Source organism: Paenibacillus germinis (genome assembly GCF_013141785.1).
Taxonomy (GTDB): domain Bacteria; phylum Bacillota; class Bacilli; order Paenibacillales; family NBRC-103111; genus Paenibacillus_E; species Paenibacillus_E phytorum.
Genome location: NZ_WHOC01000006.1, coordinates 1 through 16265 on the forward strand (window position 1 = coordinate 1; position 16265 = coordinate 16265).

The window sequence follows — 16265 nt, forward strand, 5'->3', positions numbered from 1 at the left end:
AAAAAACCTTACAAGGAGAAATCCTCGTAAGGTTTTTTTTATTTCCATGTGTTCGGATCGGCCAGAAAGTTTGTCCGGATCAAGCGATATACTAGGAATAGGAGTCTCCAAAGACTTCTATTCCCACGAAAAGCACCAGAAATTCATTAATAGCAGTCCCTAAAGGCTCCTATTTGGCTCAGAGTCTACCCAAATTAAGCCCTATCCTACAAATAAGAGTCTCCAATGACTCCTATTTCCACGAAAAGCATCAGAAATTCAAAAATAGCAGTCTCTAGAAACTCTTATTCTGCTCAAAGCATACCCACACTAAGCACAATCCGCCCATACAAGGTCATTTATCTATTTTCAAGCCAAGTCCCAAGAAACTGAAAAATCTTTGTTATTTTTACAAAGATGAGAAAAGAATCGAATGAATCCTTTCAACTTATATTACAATAAAGCTTAGTTTACTTTTTAGTTAATGGTGCTGCAGAGACAGGAGTGATAGATAGTGGGGAATGCCTATGTTCAGATAGGTATGGCGATGTTCCGGACGGGGATATTGGGATATGGCGGCGGGCCGTCGATTGTACCATTGATACGGTACGAGGCGGTTACGCGGTTTCAATGGATGAAGGATGAGGAATTCATGGAAGTACTGGCGATAGCTAATACACTTCCCGGACCGATAGCAACGAAGCTAGCAGGGTATCTTGGTTATCGGCTCAAAGGGGGATGGGGAGCAGCGATTGGTGTTTTAGCTCACATCGTTCCTACTTGTGTAGCCATGGTTGGGTTGTATTCGTTCATTAATTTCTTTAGTACTTCTCAAGTGATTAAAGGCATGATAGCGGCGGTAGTGCCTATTGTCGCGGTGATGCTAGGCGTGATGGCGTATGAGTTCGGTGAGAAGGCGGTTAAAGGTTTGGGTTGGGCGGCAGGCCTCACTTTTTTTGTTATTTCATTCTTGCTGTTGCAGACTTTCTCTGTGCATCCGGCTATCGTTATTTTTATGTTTTTACTATATGGCGCTTTCCATCATAAGCTAAAGGACAAGAGGAACAAGAACAAGAAGCAGCTTGGTAAAGGTGAGGACGTATGAATGAGTGGTGGCATTTACTTGTTAGCTTCTTTTTAGCAAACGTGTTCGGATATGGAGGAGGACCCTCGTCGATCCCGCTGATGTATCAAGAAATTGTTCCGAATCATGCTTGGATGACCAGTAGTGGATTCTCGAACATGTTAGCGCTGGGGAATGCGCTGCCTGGACCGATTGCTACGAAAATTGCCGCGTATGTCGGTTTTCAAATCGGTGGTTGGGTCGGTGTTCTAATTGCAGTGGCTGCAACGGTTGTTCCTTCCATCATTGCACTCATCATTTTGCTGAATATACTGCAGAAATATAAGCAATCTCCTATAATCAAAGGAATGACGCTGCTTGTGCAGCCTGTTATTGCGATCATGATGGTGTTGGTCACATGGAGCAGCATGGTGGAATCAACGAAAACAATAGGATACTTGCAGTTTATTGGTATTGCCGCAGTTGCTTTCTATCTCATTCAAAAGAGGAAGATTCACCCTGCATTTGTGATTTTGGCTGGTTTCATTTATGGCGGTATATTTCTATCCTGATGAAAAGATTTGGATAGTAAAAGGAGCATCCTTCCATAGAGGAGTGCTTCTTTTTGCTGTCCGCGTAACTTAATATAACATTATCGGGAGGAGGAGTTTTTAGAATTTGGTATCAAGCACAAATGAATGCTCGTTTTTCGTTAGTTACTCTAATTCGATGTCATGTTAATTGACGTAAGAGTTAGCTCGACAGTATAGTGAGGAAAGATACCTATCAATTAACTTCCCAAAAGTATGGACTTATGTGATATCCAACATATTGTTTCCAGTAACAGCAGATCCCGAAATGGGAGATGCTGTTTTGAATATATAGGGGTGTAATAAAGGACGAGAAGGAGGGGGCTCATTGCATAAAACGGAGGGTTATTCAGTTGAGATGAACCAGATCGTCAAGCAGTTTGGTTCTGTTGTAGCCAATGATCATGTTGATTTCCGGGCAAAAGCTGGAGAGATTCATGCGTTGTTAGGTGAGAACGGCGCAGGTAAAAGCACTATGATGTGCATGCTCTCAGGTGTTTATCGCCCAACAAGCGGAGAGATTCTCATTCACGGTGAAAAGGTGAGAATTCGATCGCCGAAGGATGCGATGAATCTAGGGGTTGGTATGGTCTTTCAAAATTTTCGACTTGTTCAAACGTTAACTGCCGCGGAGAATATTGTTCTTGGGGAGTCGTCTTCGTTCTGGCGCGGTCCACGATGGCTCGCTAAAAAGTCCGAGGAGATCGAGGCGATATCCAAGCATTTCAGGCTACCGTTTCCGGTGGACCGGCCCATTTGGCAGCTGTCAGTCGGGGAACAGCAGCGAGTTGAAATTGTGAAGACGCTCTATCGGGGAGCGGATTTAATTATTCTGGATGAGCCTACCTCGGTGTTGACGCCAGGTGAGGTAGATCAGTTGTTTGAGACACTGAATCGCATGAAAAAGGAAGGCAAGACCGTCATTATGACGACGCATAAACTCAAGGAGGTTATGTTTGCTTCGGATCGCATATCGGTCATGCGCAAAGGCGAGATGATCGCTACGATGGCGAAGTCAGAGACGAGTGAGAGGGATCTGGCGCAGCTAATGGTCGGCAAGATGAGCCTAGAAAACCGCGCGGTTGTTAGAGAGAAACCGCAAGGAAAGCCAATGCTTGAGGTGGGTGGTTTGGATGTGTATGCGGATCATGGACGCAAGGTGCTGGATGGGCTTCATTTTCAAGTGAGTGAAGGTGAGATTGTTGGTGTTGCCGGGGTGTCTGGAAACGGGCAGAAGGAACTTGCGGAGGTATTAACAGGACTTCGCGCATGGAAACAAGGTGATGTCCGTTTTGACGGCAAGGCGTTGCGTAACAGTTCGGTGCGCGCGGCTATTGAGCTGGGGATTGCCCATGTGCCGGAAAATCGCATGAAGAGCGGTCTAGCCGGCAGTTTGGGCGCTGTAGATAACCTGCTCTTCAAGACGTATCGTTCTCCGGAACGATCTCGATTCGGTTTACTGCGCACAGGAAGCAATCGAAGCTGGTCGCAGAAGCTTGTTGAGCTATTCGATGTGAGGACATCGGGGATTGATGCACCTGTTCAGTATATGTCGGGGGGGAATCAGCAGAAGCTGCTTTTTGCCAGGGAAATTGATCAAGGCCCGAAGCTGATGGTAGCCGTACATCCAACGCAGGGGTTAGATGTTGGCGCCACTCAGGGTGTGCACCAATTACTAGAGGAATTGCGCAGCAAGGGGAGTTCAGTTCTCCTTATATCAGAGGATTTGGATGAGGTGCTGCAGCTAGCTGACCGAATTCTGGTCATGTACGACGGACGCATCGTAGGCAATATTTCCCGAGAGGAAGCGAATCGTGAGTATATCGGCATGTTGATGGCGGGGTCTGAGGAGGATGCAGGGTGAGCGAACAACAAACGGCGGGAACCATTCCGATAGAAAGAAAGATGCCTAAGCGAGAAGCTAGCTTTCGTTTGCCTTACCGTTTTGAGATTGATCCTGCGGGGCCAACAAGTCCGTGGTGGGTGACGATAGTATCTATTGTCTTAGCGCTTGTAGCCTGCAGTATTTTTATAGCTTTGAATGGCATGAATCCGATTATGGTCTATGCCAAAATGCTGAAAGGTGCCTTTGGTTCCTCCTTTGGCATTACGGAGACTCTTGTGAAGGCAATTCCGCTGCTGCTTTGCGGTCTTGGCGTGTCGATCGCGTACCGGATTTCGGTATGGAATATCGGTGCCGAAGGGCAGTTTTTGGCTGGAGCGATGGCGGCTACCGCTGTTACGGTTTATTTTCCACAGCTGCCAATGTACATTTCGATTCCATCTATGGTGGTGGCGAGCATCGTAGCCGGCGGGCTCTGGGGATTGTTGACGGCGATTCCTAGGAACTATTTTCAAGTTAACGAACTAATTACATCCTTAATGTTGAATTATGTGGCTCTTCTTGCCTTGAATTATGCGGTTTTCGGTCCATGGAAAGATCCGAAAGGCTTTAACTTCCCAGGATCCCCCATGTTTACCGCGGCGCAGTCATTACCTACTTTTGGGACTACCCGACTCCATTTTGGGATCGTTTTTGCTATTATTGCCGTGCTGCTCTATGCCTTCATGATCAGATATACGCGTTGGGGTTTTGAGCTGCGGCTCATTGGTGCGAATGCGGAAGCTGCGCGGAACGCAGGAATTCGTATTTCCAGACATGTTCTCCTTGTTATGATCATTAGTGGCGGGGTAGCTGGATTAGCGGGAATGAGCGAAGTTTCCGGTGTGGCGCACCGACTTATGTATGGTATTTCGCCAGGTTATGGATACACAGCCATTATTGTGGCATGGCTTGCGAAGCTGAATCCAGCAGGGCTTGTGATATCATCGGTGCTTTTCGGAGGGCTCATTGTGGGAGGATACAGTGTGCAGACGATCGGTCTTCCATCATCGACCTCTTCTATGATTCAAGGGGCTATCCTATTTTTCCTCATTGCGGGTGGCATGGCTGGGAAAATCCGCATTCGCCGCAATCGCTGATAGGTGAGCTGATGGGTGAGCTTGGATTGAAATCATGCTGAAAAAGGAGGGAGTCTCATGGATATCGTCACACAATTAATTGTTTCCGCTATCTCTTCTGGTACGCCGCTGCTGTTAGCTGTATTGGGTGGAATTCTTATCGAAAGATCCGGCATCACACAGCTGGGTGCGGAGGGACTTATGTTGATGGGGGCAGTGACATCCTGTCTTGTCTTCATTCAAACCGGGAGCTTGGCGCTGACTCTTCTCTGTGTACTTGCAGTGGGCGGTGTTCTGGGTATGCTTCATGGATTTCTTTGTGTAACCCTGCACGCCAATCAGGTCGTAAGTGGTCTGGCGATGACGATATTCGGCGCAGGACTTAGCGCTTATCTGGGAAAGCGTGTTAGCGGCATCCCATTACCCGGAGCGGTACCGAAGGTTGATTTGCCATGGCTGGAGAATGTACCGTTTGTTGGGAAGATTTTTGCGCACTTGGATCTTTTTACTTGGTTTAGCTTTGTGCTGGTTATTGTCATGCATCTGTTCATCCATCGTACATCGTGGGGGCTGCATCTTAGAGCGGTGGGGGATAACCCGGCAACAGCTGATGTTATGGGCATTCCTGTTATCGCGATTCGCTATGTTTGTATCATTATTGGCTCTATGTTGATCGGTCTTGGGGGTGCGGATTTGCTACTCGTGTACACGCCAACTTGGAACGAAGGCATGACCTCTGGACGCGGTTGGATTGCGGTGGCGCTCATTATTTTTGCGAGATGGAATCCGGTTCGTGCTTTGGTGTGCGCTTATTTCTTCGGTGTGTTGGATACACTGGGGTTCCGCGTGCAGCTTATTGGCAGTCATATCCCTTCTTATTTTCTGAAAATGATTCCGTACATCGTGACCATTCTGGTGCTGATGTTCCTCGGCTGGCGAAATCGCAATAAGCCTTCGGGTGCACCGGAAGCACTAGGCGTTCCCTACATACGGGAGCAAAGATTTTAAAAAGAGTCTAAGTCATTGGAGGAACCAAGATGAGCGAGTATGCTAACCACATTCCATATTTAAAAAGATGCATAGAGTTATCTGTGCTGGCCAGAGAATCCGGTAATACGCCTTTCGGTGCGCTGCTGGTGGGGCCGACCGGGGAGATCCTGTTGGAGCATGGAAATGTTGAAATTACGCAATCAAACTGCACGGGGCACGCAGAAACTATGTTGATGGAGGTTGCCTCGAAAAGATACAGTAAGAAAGATCTGTGGGATTGTACGTTGTATACATCTACCGAACCATGTGCCATGTGCTCGGGCGCCATCTATTGGGGGAACGTGGGACGTGTCGTCTATGGCATTTCAGAAACACGATTAGCTGAGCTTACAGGAGATGATGAACAGAATCCGACGTTGGACTTACCCTGTCGGGTGGTATTTGCCAGAGGAAATAAGCCGATAGAAGTCATTGGCCCTATTCCTGAGGTAGAGGCGGAGGCTGTAGCGGCGCACGAGGGGTATTGGTCATAAAAATAGAGAGCCACAGGGGAAGTTTTTTGATTCCTGGTGGCTTTTTGCTTTTTCGCCGGGATTGAGGACAGCATGCCTAACGTTGAACAAAGGAGGTTGTTTAAGCCTCCTTACAAGCGGCGAGTACACTCCAAAATCCGATTTAAAAGTCGTTCAGCAGCTTCTTGAGGGTAAGTGAGCTGTAGTGGGTAACCAATGTTGTAATTTCTGCAACAATTTACACGCTCAAAGGCTGTTTTGCATGATGGAGTTGCATTTTGTACAACATTTTAAGCCCATTTGTTGCGAAATGGCTGTTTTGGGGCCCAATTGTTGTACGTTGTGCAACATTGAGAGGAGAAAGGTGGGATTAAGGGCTGAATTGTTGCACTTTATGTAACAACGAGGGGCGAGAAGTGAGAACAAGGGGGTGTTAGGGGGGAGAGGTGGGAATAAGGGCGGCGTTGTTGTACATATGCAACATCGAAGAGGGGGGGCGGAGGGAGAGGCGGTATAGGCAACAGTTGAATATTAATAAAGTAACCTATCCGTTAGTTGACGCCGAGGCAAAAACATCGGTTGAGAACCCATGAGATGCCGATTTTTTGCAATCATACAAAAAAAGTTGCCGATGTTATGAAAGTTTACAAACTTCTTTCATATAAATTGACCCATAGGGATGGCGCATTTACAATGAAACAAATCTTGATAAAGAATGGTTGGAATTTTCAGATAAATAGAGGTGATGGGTAGTGAAGCTTACGCTGCATAAAGTGAATGAATTGAATCAGGAAGATTTCATCGATAAGTTCGGTCCTCTATTTGAGCACTCACCTTGGGTGGCAGAGCGGGCATGGAGTTCGCGGCCTTTTGCAACGGAGCAGGATTTAATCAGTGCTCTGGAACGAGAGGTTTGGCGTGCTGATCGGCTGGAGCAGCTAGCGCTGCTTCGAGCGCATCCAGACTTAGGGACGCGAGTACGGATGACAGATCATTCTGTGCAGGAGCAGTCCGGGGCCGGTTTAAACCAACTAACAGCTGAAGAATATGAACAATTTCTAGCCTGCAACAAGCAGTATACGGATGCCTTTGAGTTTCCTTTTATCATGGCGGTCAAAGGCCAGACCAAAGAGACCATTCGAGAAGCAATTCGCACTAGGATACATCGAGATAAGGAAGAAGAGCTTGGGAAAGCTTTGCAGGAGGTTTGTAAAATCGGGCGGTTTCGCCTAGAGGCTGTGTTAGTCAATGAAGCGGAGGCGAAAGCGATGAAGCAAGCGAACAGATCAGAGAGAATCATGTATTACGGCAAAGGTGATGTATGGGTGTATCGTTCTTATGCGAAGCCGCTGACGAATCTGACGTTAATACCGGAATCTGGGTTTACAGGGCGAGATAATGTGCTGTTTGGGATGAATATCAAGGTGGCGGTTAGCGGAGAGAAGTTCTTTACTTCATTCACAGAGGGGGACAACCGGATGGTTGTTGCCACAGACTCGATGAAAAATTTCATCCTGCGCAAAGCCGGAGAATATGAAGGCGCAACAGCTGAAGGGTTCCTGGAGTTCACCAGTCGCCACTTTCTAGAGACGTACCCACAGATGACAGGTGTGAAAATGACAGCTGATCAAGTATCTTTTGAAGTGTTACCGGTTCCTGGTTCAAAAGGATTTGAAGGTAGTGCCCTTGTATACCGTTATTCGCAAAATGAACATCCGACCGCGCTGGTTGAAGTCGTGCGCACGGATGAGGGGATTGCAATCGAGGAACATGCAGGCGGTATCGCTGATTTGAAGCTGATTAAAGTAAAAGGAAGTTCCTTCGCGGGCTTCGTTCGAGATGAGTATACGACGCTTCCGGAATCTTTTGACCGTCCTTTATTTATTTTCTTAGATATTGCTTGGAGTTATGAAGAAGTGGCGGATGCACTAGACTCTGACCTCGGTCGCTATGTGGCTGCTGAGCAAATTCGTGATATTGCGCATACCGTATTCCATGAACAACATTCACCGTCGATTCAAAATCTTATTTATCGAATCGGGCAGCGTTCGCTCACTCGTTTTCCTCAATTAAAAGAAATTCGCTTTGAATCTAACAATCGTACGTGGGAAACGATTTTGGAGCAAGCTTCCGTAGGTGAAGGTAAGGTGTTTACAGAGCCTAGACCGCCGTATGGTTTCCAAGGCTTTTCCATGACAAAGAGTGACCTGGGGGGGACTATGAGCGCTGGTTTAACATCGCACGTTCTGGATATTAGCAGTGGACGTCCGGCTAGTGGAGTGAGGATTGATTTGTTTCGTCTCCAAGACGGGCGTACAGAACTGCTTCGCTCGGAGATTACGAATGCGGATGGTCGCCTTCAGGGACCGATGCTTAGCGGGGATGATTTTATACCGGGAATTTACGAGCTAGTCTTTCATATAGGAGATTATTTCAGCGGGATCTCTACTAACCTTGCAGAGCCTGCATTTCTGGATCAAGTACCGGTTCGGTTTGGCATATCGGCTAAAGATGCTCATTATCATGTGCCACTACTAATTGCGCCATGGGGTTATAACACATATCGAGGAAGTTAACGCTGGCAGGATGGCTACAGCATGAAAGACTCCGAGGGAGGGATTCGTATGACTAACCAATTTGAGCTCGTAATTCGGAAGGGTACCGTAGTCCTGAGAAATGAAGTACGCCAGTTAGACATCGGTATTCAAGGTGGCAAAATTGCTGCGCTAGGCGAAAACCTCGTATACTCGGAGGATACACCTGTCTATGATGCGGAGTATTTGCACATTATGCCGGGGATGGTTGATGCTCATGTTCATTTCAATGAACCAGCACTCGGTCACTGGGAAGGTTTTGCTACCGGATCAGCAGCGCTAGCGGCTGGCGGTTGCACGACCTATATCGACATGCCGCTGAATGGCGTACCTCCTACGGTTCGGCTAAGTGCGCTTAAGCGGAAGCTGGAAGCAGCAGATGGACATTCCTTGGTCGATTATGCCCTGTGGGGCGGACTTGTTCCAGGAAATGTGGGTAATCTTCAAGAGCTGGCGGAAGCAGGCGTCATTGGGTTTAAGGCGTTTATGTCTTGTCCTGGCGGAGAAGGGGAAGATATTTTCGCTGAAGTGGACGACCTGACCCTCTATGAAGGGATGAAAGAAATTGCCCGCTTGGGGTTGGTGCTCGCGCTTCATGCCGAAAGCGAGGAGATCGTATCCAAGCTGGCTGCGAAAGCTGTGAAAGAAGGCAAGTGCGGGGCGCTGGACTTCGTTGCGACGAGACCGATAGCAGCGGAGCTGGAAGCGGTGAACCGCGCACTGTTCTACGCCGAGGAGACGGGCTGCAAGCTGCACTTCGTGCATATTAGCAGCGCAGAAGCTGTGCAGGCCATCACGGAGGCGAAGGCCAAAGGGCTGGACGTCACGGTGGAAACGTGTCCGCATTACTTAGTGTTAACTAGCGCTGATTTGGAGCGGCTAGGTCCAGTTGCCAAATGTGCGCCTCCATTGCGCACATTTGAGGATCAAGCTCAGCTGTGGGCAGCGCTGGCAGATGGGCAGTTGGACATCCTCGCCTCGGACCACTCGCCTTGCCCAACTCATATGAAGCAAGGGGATTTCTTCGAGGCGTGGGGCGGGATATCCGGCGCGCAAAGCTCGCTGGAGCTTATGCTGGACGAAGGCCACCTACGCAGAGAGGTGCCGCTGCCTATGTTATCGCGGATGCTATCCCTTGAGCCAGCCAAGCGTTTTGGGCTGCATCCGCGCAAAGGTGAAATCGCTTTAGGTGCGGACGCTGATTTTGCTTTAGTAGATATGAAGCTGAGCTATTCACTTCAAGAGAGTGATCTACTTTACCGTCATAAACATAGCCCCTATATAGGGAAAGAGTTTGGATGTCGGGTGAAGGTGACCTTCTTACGAGGTGCTAAGGTGTATGAGCTTGGTGAAGGGGGAGCGGAGAAAGCAGACGGTATTTGGATGCGTCACACTGCAGTGATCGGAGGTGAGGATGGTGGTTAAAATGACACCGAACTCGCTGGATTTGATTTCACAATACGCAGAGCAGATGCTCGAAGGACTGGAGTGGCTTTCCACTTATGGCGCTGACCCAGAGGGGGGAGTCACCCGTTTACTATATACGCAGCCATGGTTGCAGGCGCAGCAGGCTCTTACCCAGAAAATGCACGAGTTGGGGCTGGAAGCAGGCTTCGATGCCGTTGGTAATGTATTTGGAAAACTGCAAGGGAAGAACCTTGCTTTGAAGACAGTTCTCACAGGTTCTCATGTAGACACCGTGAAAAACGGCGGTAAATACGATGGGGCATACGGCGTAGTCGCCTCCATGATGGCACTTGGTTATTTGAAGGCGGTTTATGGGACACCGAGGCGAACTCTTGAAGTGGTTTCATTTTGTGAAGAAGAGGGAAGTCGCTTCCCACTAGCTTACTGGGGCTCTGGGCATGTGACCGGTGTGAGATCGCTGACTGGAGCTTCAGAGATTGCTGATCTTGAAGGTGTGACTATGCTTGAGGCAATGCAGCAAGCTGGATTCGACACTGCAAGTGTAAGTGAACACCCTGCGAAGCGCGAAGATATTGGAGCGTATATTGAGATTCATATCGAACAAGGCTCTGTTCTGGAGTATAAGCAGAAACAGATTGGCATAGTAACAGCGATTGTTGGTCAAATAAGATTAACAGTTACCGTAACGGGTATTTCAAATCATGCCGGAACGACACCAATGACGATGCGAAAAGATGCTCTTGCAGGAGCCGCGGAAATGGTGGCTCTGACAGAGCGGATGGCGCTGGAGGAGGGGGAACCGCTTGTAGCTACCGTTGGTCGTTTGGAAGTGAAGCGGGGAACCTCGAACGTGGTACCGGGGGAAGTTGAATTTACGCTGGATATTCGGCATACTGACGAGTGGAAGATGGATGCTTTTCGTGCGAGATTGCTAGCTGAGTTTGAAGTAATCGCGAAGCGAAGAGATCTTCATATAGATACGACCTTAAATTTACATGCTTCGCCTGTGGCTATGCATGAAGGGATTTCGGCAGAAATTGAAGCTGCCTGTGATGCCCATGGGTTCGAGAGTATGCGGCTGCCAAGCGGGGCAGGGCATGATGCTCAGTTGTTCGGGCTGATATGTCCTACAGCGATGATCTTTGTTCCAAGTCGCGCGGGCATTAGCCACAGTCCTGACGAGTTTACGGAACCAGCCGATCTGGTTGCTGGGTTCCAAGCATTGATTCATGTGTTATACCAATATGGCTATGGGGGGAAAGTAGATGAAATCTTATAAAGACTTGTCGCCCTCGCTGCGAACGATAATGACCCCAGGACCAGTGGAGGTCGACCCGCGGGTACTGCGGGCGATGTCTTATCCGATTCTGGGACAGTTCGATCCTGAATTCACTGAACTGATGAATGAGACGATGGAAATGCTTCGCGATGTATTTCAAACCAAAAATCAATGGGCTTATCCAATAGATGGCACCTCGCGTTCGGGTATTGAGGCTGTTCTAGTGAGTGTAATTGAACCAGGGGACAAGGTGCTTGTTCCGATCTATGGCCGTTTTGGCAATCTGCTTGTCGAAATCTCGGAGCGCTGCGGTGCAGAGGTTGTCCTACTAGAGAGAGAATGGGGGACGGTGTTCGATCCAGAGGAAATCATCGCTACCATACACCGGGAAAAACCGAGCATCGTAGCGATCGTTCATGGCGAAACATCCACGGGTTGTATCCAACCGTTTGATGGCATCGGAGCAGCCTGCCGTGAAGTAGATGCACTGCTTGTTGTTGATGCCGTCGCTACGATTGGCGGAGTCCCGGTTAAGACAGACGAATGGCAGCTGGATGCTGTTATTGGTGGGACGCAAAAGTGTTTATCCGTCCCATCCGGCATGTCACCAATCACCTATAACGAGCGAGTCGAAGCCAAGGTGTTGCGACGCAAAACCATTGAACGGGGACTGCGTGAGAAAGGTTCGGCGGTATCAGCTGGCAAGCCAGTCGCGAGCAACTATTTCGACCTCGGCCAGCTTCAGGACTACTGGAGTCCGAAACGGCTCAATCATCATACGGAGGCAACCTCGATGTTGTATGCTTTGCGCGAGGGCCTGCGTCTTGTTCTGCAAGAGGGACTAGAGGAAAGATTCTATCGTCATAAACGCCATGAGGCTGCGTTAGTTGCAGGCTTGAAGGCAATGGACTTATCGCTGTACGGGAATCCGGACTGTAAGCTGACCGTTGTGACTTGCATCTGTATTCCAGATGGAATCGCTGGCGAATCTGTGCGTTCGATGCTGTTAAACAGTTTCGGCATTGAAATCGCCAGTTCTTTCGGACCGCTGAAAGGTCAAATTTGGCGAATCGGCACGATGGGCTTTAGCTGCAATCAGAAAAACGTGCTCCACGTGCTTGGTGCACTGGAAGCAGTTCTCCTCTGGCACGGCGCTGATATTGCAGTCGGCAAAGCTTTGCAAGCAGCGTTAACGTTATATGCTCGTAAAGAGGAGGAGCTGCCATGTTAAACATCATGCCGCGAGCCGAGCGTGCCATGATTGCTACGCCTCATTATTTGGCTAGCAGTGTGGGAAGTGCCATTTTGCAGCAGGGAGGCAATGCGTTTGATAGCGCGATTGCGATCAGTGCGACACTTGGAGTCGTCTACCCGCATATGACAGGGCTTGGTGGTGATGCCTTTTTTCTCATGCACGATGCTGCGACGGGCACATTTACAGGCTTTAATGGAAGCGGGAAGTCTGCTGCGCAGGCGACGCCTGATTTTTACAAGAATAAAGGGTTACATGCGATTCCCCAAAGAGGAATTCTAAGCGCGATAACCGTTCCGGGCATGGTCGATGCCTGGTGGCAGGTATGGGAGAAGTACGGAAAGCTGCCGTGGGAGAAGCTGCTCGATCCAGCCATTGCTTATGCGGAAAAGGGTTTTCCTATCTCACGTAATTTGCTTTTTTGGATGCGCAAGGATGAGGCTTTCATTCGGGCTTCTCAGCAGCTGAGTACCCTATATATGGCGAACGGCGAGCTTTTGAAGGAAGGGGATCGTCTTGTTCAGAAAGACATGGCTCATACGCTGCGTATAGTACAAAGTGAAGGTAGAGATGCTTTTTATAAGGGTTCTTTGATGCAAGCGGTTGTTGGTAGCATTCAGCGAGATGGTGGATTGCTGCAGGAAGATGATTTCCGGAATTATTCCGGAGAATGGGTGGAATTGCTTTCGACAACCTACCGTGGGTATGAGATTTATCAAATGCCGCCGAATTCACAAGGATTCACAGCGTTAATGATGATGAATATGCTGGAAAATATAGAGGTTAGTGCGGTTCCGCGGGCCTCAGCGAATTTTTATCATATGATGTCTGAAGTAATCAAAAAGGCGTTCAAAGACCGTGATCTTTACTTGACGGATCCCCGTTTTCGGGAAATTCCGTTGGAGCGTCTGATTTCTAAAGCCTATGCTGCTGAGCTCTGGAATGAAATTCAAGCGGAACCTCTCAAGGTGAGTGAGCACCTGTCACCAGCGATCGGGCAGGATACGGCCTATGCGGCTGTTGTCGATGATGAAGGGAATTCGGTTTCGTTTATACAAAGCTTGTATTTCGACTTCGGTGCTGCTTATGTACCAGGCGATACGGGCATTATTATGCAAAATCGGGGCTCTTTTTTCTCACTGGATCCCGCATGCGTGAACGTCTTAGAGCCGAATAAAAGGTCATTTCATACCTTAATGCCTGCCATGGTGAGCAAAGCGGGGAAGCCTTACATGCTTTTCGGCACACAGGGTGGAGAAGGTCAGCCCCAAACACAGCTTTCCATACTGACAGGCGTGCTGGATTATGGTTTGTCCATTCAAGAAGCCATATCGCTACCGCGTTGGGTATACGGTCGTACGTGGGGGGAAGATGGAGATGCGCTGAAGCTCGAGCACCGTCTGGATGGCGAGGTATATGCACGTTTGAAAAGGTGGGGACATCGTGTTGAACCTGTGAACCCTTGGGATGGGATTATGGGGCAAGCGCAGGGCATTGTGATTGATGAGAAAGGTTTCATGAGCGGCGCTGCGGATCCTCGGGGTGACGGTTTAGCGATCGGCTGGTAGGACGATAAATCCATAAGGCGAGGAGCGATGAGTGATGGAGGCTTATGACATTTTGCAAGCGGTGGAGAGTAATGCGCAGGCGCGTGTATTAGCGACGGTTATTCATGTAGAAGGCCATGCTTATCGCAAGCAAGGGGCAGTCATGCTGCTGATGGCGGATGAAAGCTCGCTAGGCAGTATTTCTCCTGGATGTTTGGAAGCGGATCTATCCGCATACTTACCTGCTGTATGGGAGTCGCAAAAACCGCAAATGGTGGAGTACGACATGAGACCGGCAGACGATTTCGGCTGGGGTGAAACGATTGGGTGCGGCGGGTTGATTCGTATCCTGCTGGAGCCTGTTGCCGGGGAGCTGCTTGTTAACCTGCTGGTGGTAAAAGCTAGCTTGGACCGCGGGGAGGCCGTGCAGCTGCTGCGCATATTCTCGGATGGGTATTCGAATATAACGTATACGTTGTGTGATCCCAATGATGATGTGTCTACAGACCGACACTCTGTGTATACCTCATTGTTTACGCCGAAGCCGAGGGTAATTGTGTTTGGGACGAATCCAGATGCAATTCCACTTGCCCAAATGGCAGTAAGTGTTGGGTTTCGCGTGGTCGTAGCGGACTGGCGGGAAGCTTTCTGCAATGCGGAGCGTTTTCCGGAATCGGAGACGGTCGTGGCTTTTCCAGAGCAGTTGGTGGAACAATTGAAGCTGAATGCGCAGGATTATGTCATTGTCATGAGTCACCAGTTTGAGAAGGATGCAGCATTCGTACGAGGAGTTATGGAATCAAGCCTGCATTACCTCGGTATCATGGGTTCGAGGGATCGAACGGAGAAGATGCTTGAAGGATTAGAGCGGCCGGATTGGCTGCACTATCCCGTTGGTTTAAATATTGGCTCGGAAGGCCCTGTTGAAAATGCAGTCAGCATAGTAGCTGAATTGATACGTATTAAGCGTGGTGTTCGCACGACTGGAGAGTGGGGCTCCTCTGCAGCCATGGGGCGAGATATCCAAAGCTGCCGCCCTTGGTGAGCGCTGTGAAGAAGAAGGTCGTTGGTGTTTACTTGGCGGCAGGCAGCAGCAGACGGATGGGGACAGCGAAGCAGTCGTTAGAAATGGCTGAAGGCGTACGGCTTGGCGGTGTTGCTTTGCTGAAAGCTCTTCATTCCGAACTGCATAGTGTGGTTGTTGTCGTGCGTGTTGGTGATTCCTTGGATTGGTTACCGGAAGAAGCTCATATGCATATATTATTAGGCAGATGCCGTATTGAGATATGTGCGGACGCCGAAAGCGGGATGGCACACTCGCTGCGCACGGGGATCCAGGCGGCGGAAGAGATGAGTGCAGATGGCATCTTAGTCCTGTTGGCAGATCAGCCTTTCGTAGATGGAGAGATGTTAATTCGCCTTACGAATATGTTTAATAAGGAAGCGGGCTATGATTATATCGCCAGCGGGGATAAGGGGATGCCGAAGCCTCCTGTTATTTTGGGGCGAGGGATGTGGCCGGCGGCGGCTGCATTGGAAGGGGATGCCGGAGCGCGATCCTTGTTTCACTTGCCAGCGTACCGCGGTCAAGTTGTAGAAGAGGAAAACCAGTTGAAGTTTATGGATATTGATACCTTGGATCGGTATGAACAGGCTAAAATATTATTTTCGCACCAATATATGTGAACTTAAATAACATAAAAAACGGAGTGAGTGCATTATTACTAATAATGTGCTATTTTTTTATACAAACACACAAAATCATGTCAAGAAAGTTGACGTAGTTTTTGAAAATTGTTTATAGTATATCTAATTTATATACGGATGGCTTTTGAAAAACGAAGTATTGGGAAACTCAGTAACGCTTCTTAAGTAAGGATGTCTAAATAAAACGAAATAGCGTGAAGTAGCAATCAAGTGAATTGCCATACGTAGGTATAACTCCAAAGTTCGATTTAGAGTCATTCAGCTTTCGTGAGGGTAGATGGGCTATCGTGGTTACCAATGTTGTATTTTCTACAACAATTCAAACGTCTAAAGGCTATTTTGCACCTTGAAGTTGCAGTTTGT

At 48.7% G+C, this 16265-nt stretch carries 13 protein-coding genes; all 13 read left to right on the forward strand.

Annotation, left to right across the window (positions count from 1 at the left end):
• The first annotated feature begins 493 nt into the window (after nt 1-493).
• A complete protein-coding gene (gene chrB / locus GC102_RS00030; RefSeq protein ID WP_376769336.1) occupies nt 494-1084 on the forward strand; it encodes a chromate efflux transporter ChrB in 591 nt (196 codons plus the stop codon).
• On the forward strand, nt 1081-1614 hold the full coding sequence (gene chrA, locus GC102_RS00035; protein ID WP_171687673.1) for a chromate efflux transporter ChrA: 534 nt from the start codon (nt 1081-1083) through the stop codon (nt 1612-1614). The genes chrB and chrA overlap by 4 nt, the downstream gene beginning before the upstream one ends.
• A gap of 376 nt (nt 1615-1990) precedes the next feature.
• Entirely contained in the window at nt 1991-3496 is a 1506-nt protein-coding gene (locus GC102_RS00040) for an ABC transporter ATP-binding protein (RefSeq protein ID WP_171687770.1), read from the forward strand.
• A 41-nt stretch (nt 3497-3537) separates the two neighbouring features.
• On the forward strand, nt 3538-4614 hold the full coding sequence (locus GC102_RS00045; RefSeq protein ID WP_216627889.1) for an ABC transporter permease: 1077 nt from the start codon (nt 3538-3540) through the stop codon (nt 4612-4614).
• Nucleotides 4615-4671: 57 nt separating this feature from the next.
• The gene (locus tag GC102_RS00050) at nt 4672-5601 is read left to right on the forward strand and encodes an ABC transporter permease (protein ID WP_171687675.1); all 930 of its coding nucleotides are present in this window, start codon (nt 4672-4674) and stop codon (nt 5599-5601) included.
• A gap of 29 nt (nt 5602-5630) precedes the next feature.
• Entirely contained in the window at nt 5631-6116 is a 486-nt protein-coding gene (locus tag GC102_RS00055) for a nucleoside deaminase (protein ID WP_171687676.1), read from the forward strand.
• A gap of 731 nt (nt 6117-6847) precedes the next feature.
• The gene (pucL, locus tag GC102_RS00060) at nt 6848-8671 is read left to right on the forward strand and encodes a factor-independent urate hydroxylase (RefSeq protein WP_312883127.1); all 1824 of its coding nucleotides are present in this window, start codon (nt 6848-6850) and stop codon (nt 8669-8671) included.
• A gap of 48 nt (nt 8672-8719) precedes the next feature.
• The gene (locus GC102_RS00070; RefSeq protein ID WP_171687677.1) at nt 8720-10114 is read left to right on the forward strand and encodes an allantoinase; all 1395 of its coding nucleotides are present in this window, start codon (nt 8720-8722) and stop codon (nt 10112-10114) included.
• Nucleotides 10104-11396 (forward strand): M20 family metallo-hydrolase, encoded by a 1293-nt coding sequence (locus tag GC102_RS00075; protein WP_246320659.1) that lies wholly within the window; start codon nt 10104-10106, stop codon nt 11394-11396. The genes GC102_RS00070 and GC102_RS00075 overlap by 11 nt, the downstream gene beginning before the upstream one ends.
• Nucleotides 11383-12627 carry a (S)-ureidoglycine--glyoxylate transaminase gene (locus GC102_RS00080; protein ID WP_171687678.1) on the forward strand — a complete coding sequence of 415 codons (1245 nt, stop codon included), beginning with the start codon at nt 11383-11385 and terminating at the stop codon, nt 12625-12627. Before GC102_RS00075 ends, GC102_RS00080 begins: the two co-directional genes overlap by 14 nt.
• Nucleotides 12621-14216, forward strand: coding sequence for a gamma-glutamyltransferase (gene ggt, locus GC102_RS00085; protein ID WP_171687679.1), 1596 nt, complete (start codon nt 12621-12623; stop codon nt 14214-14216). The genes GC102_RS00080 and ggt overlap by 7 nt, the downstream gene beginning before the upstream one ends.
• A 34-nt stretch (nt 14217-14250) precedes the next feature.
• Nucleotides 14251-15240, forward strand: a complete 990-nt coding sequence (locus GC102_RS00090; protein WP_171687680.1) for an XdhC family protein — start codon at nt 14251-14253, stop codon at nt 15238-15240.
• A 5-nt stretch (nt 15241-15245) separates the two neighbouring features.
• Complete coding sequence (locus tag GC102_RS00095; protein WP_171687681.1) at nt 15246-15881, forward strand: nucleotidyltransferase family protein; 636 nt, start codon at nt 15246-15248, stop codon at nt 15879-15881.
• Nucleotides 15882-16265: the final 384 nt, after the last annotated feature.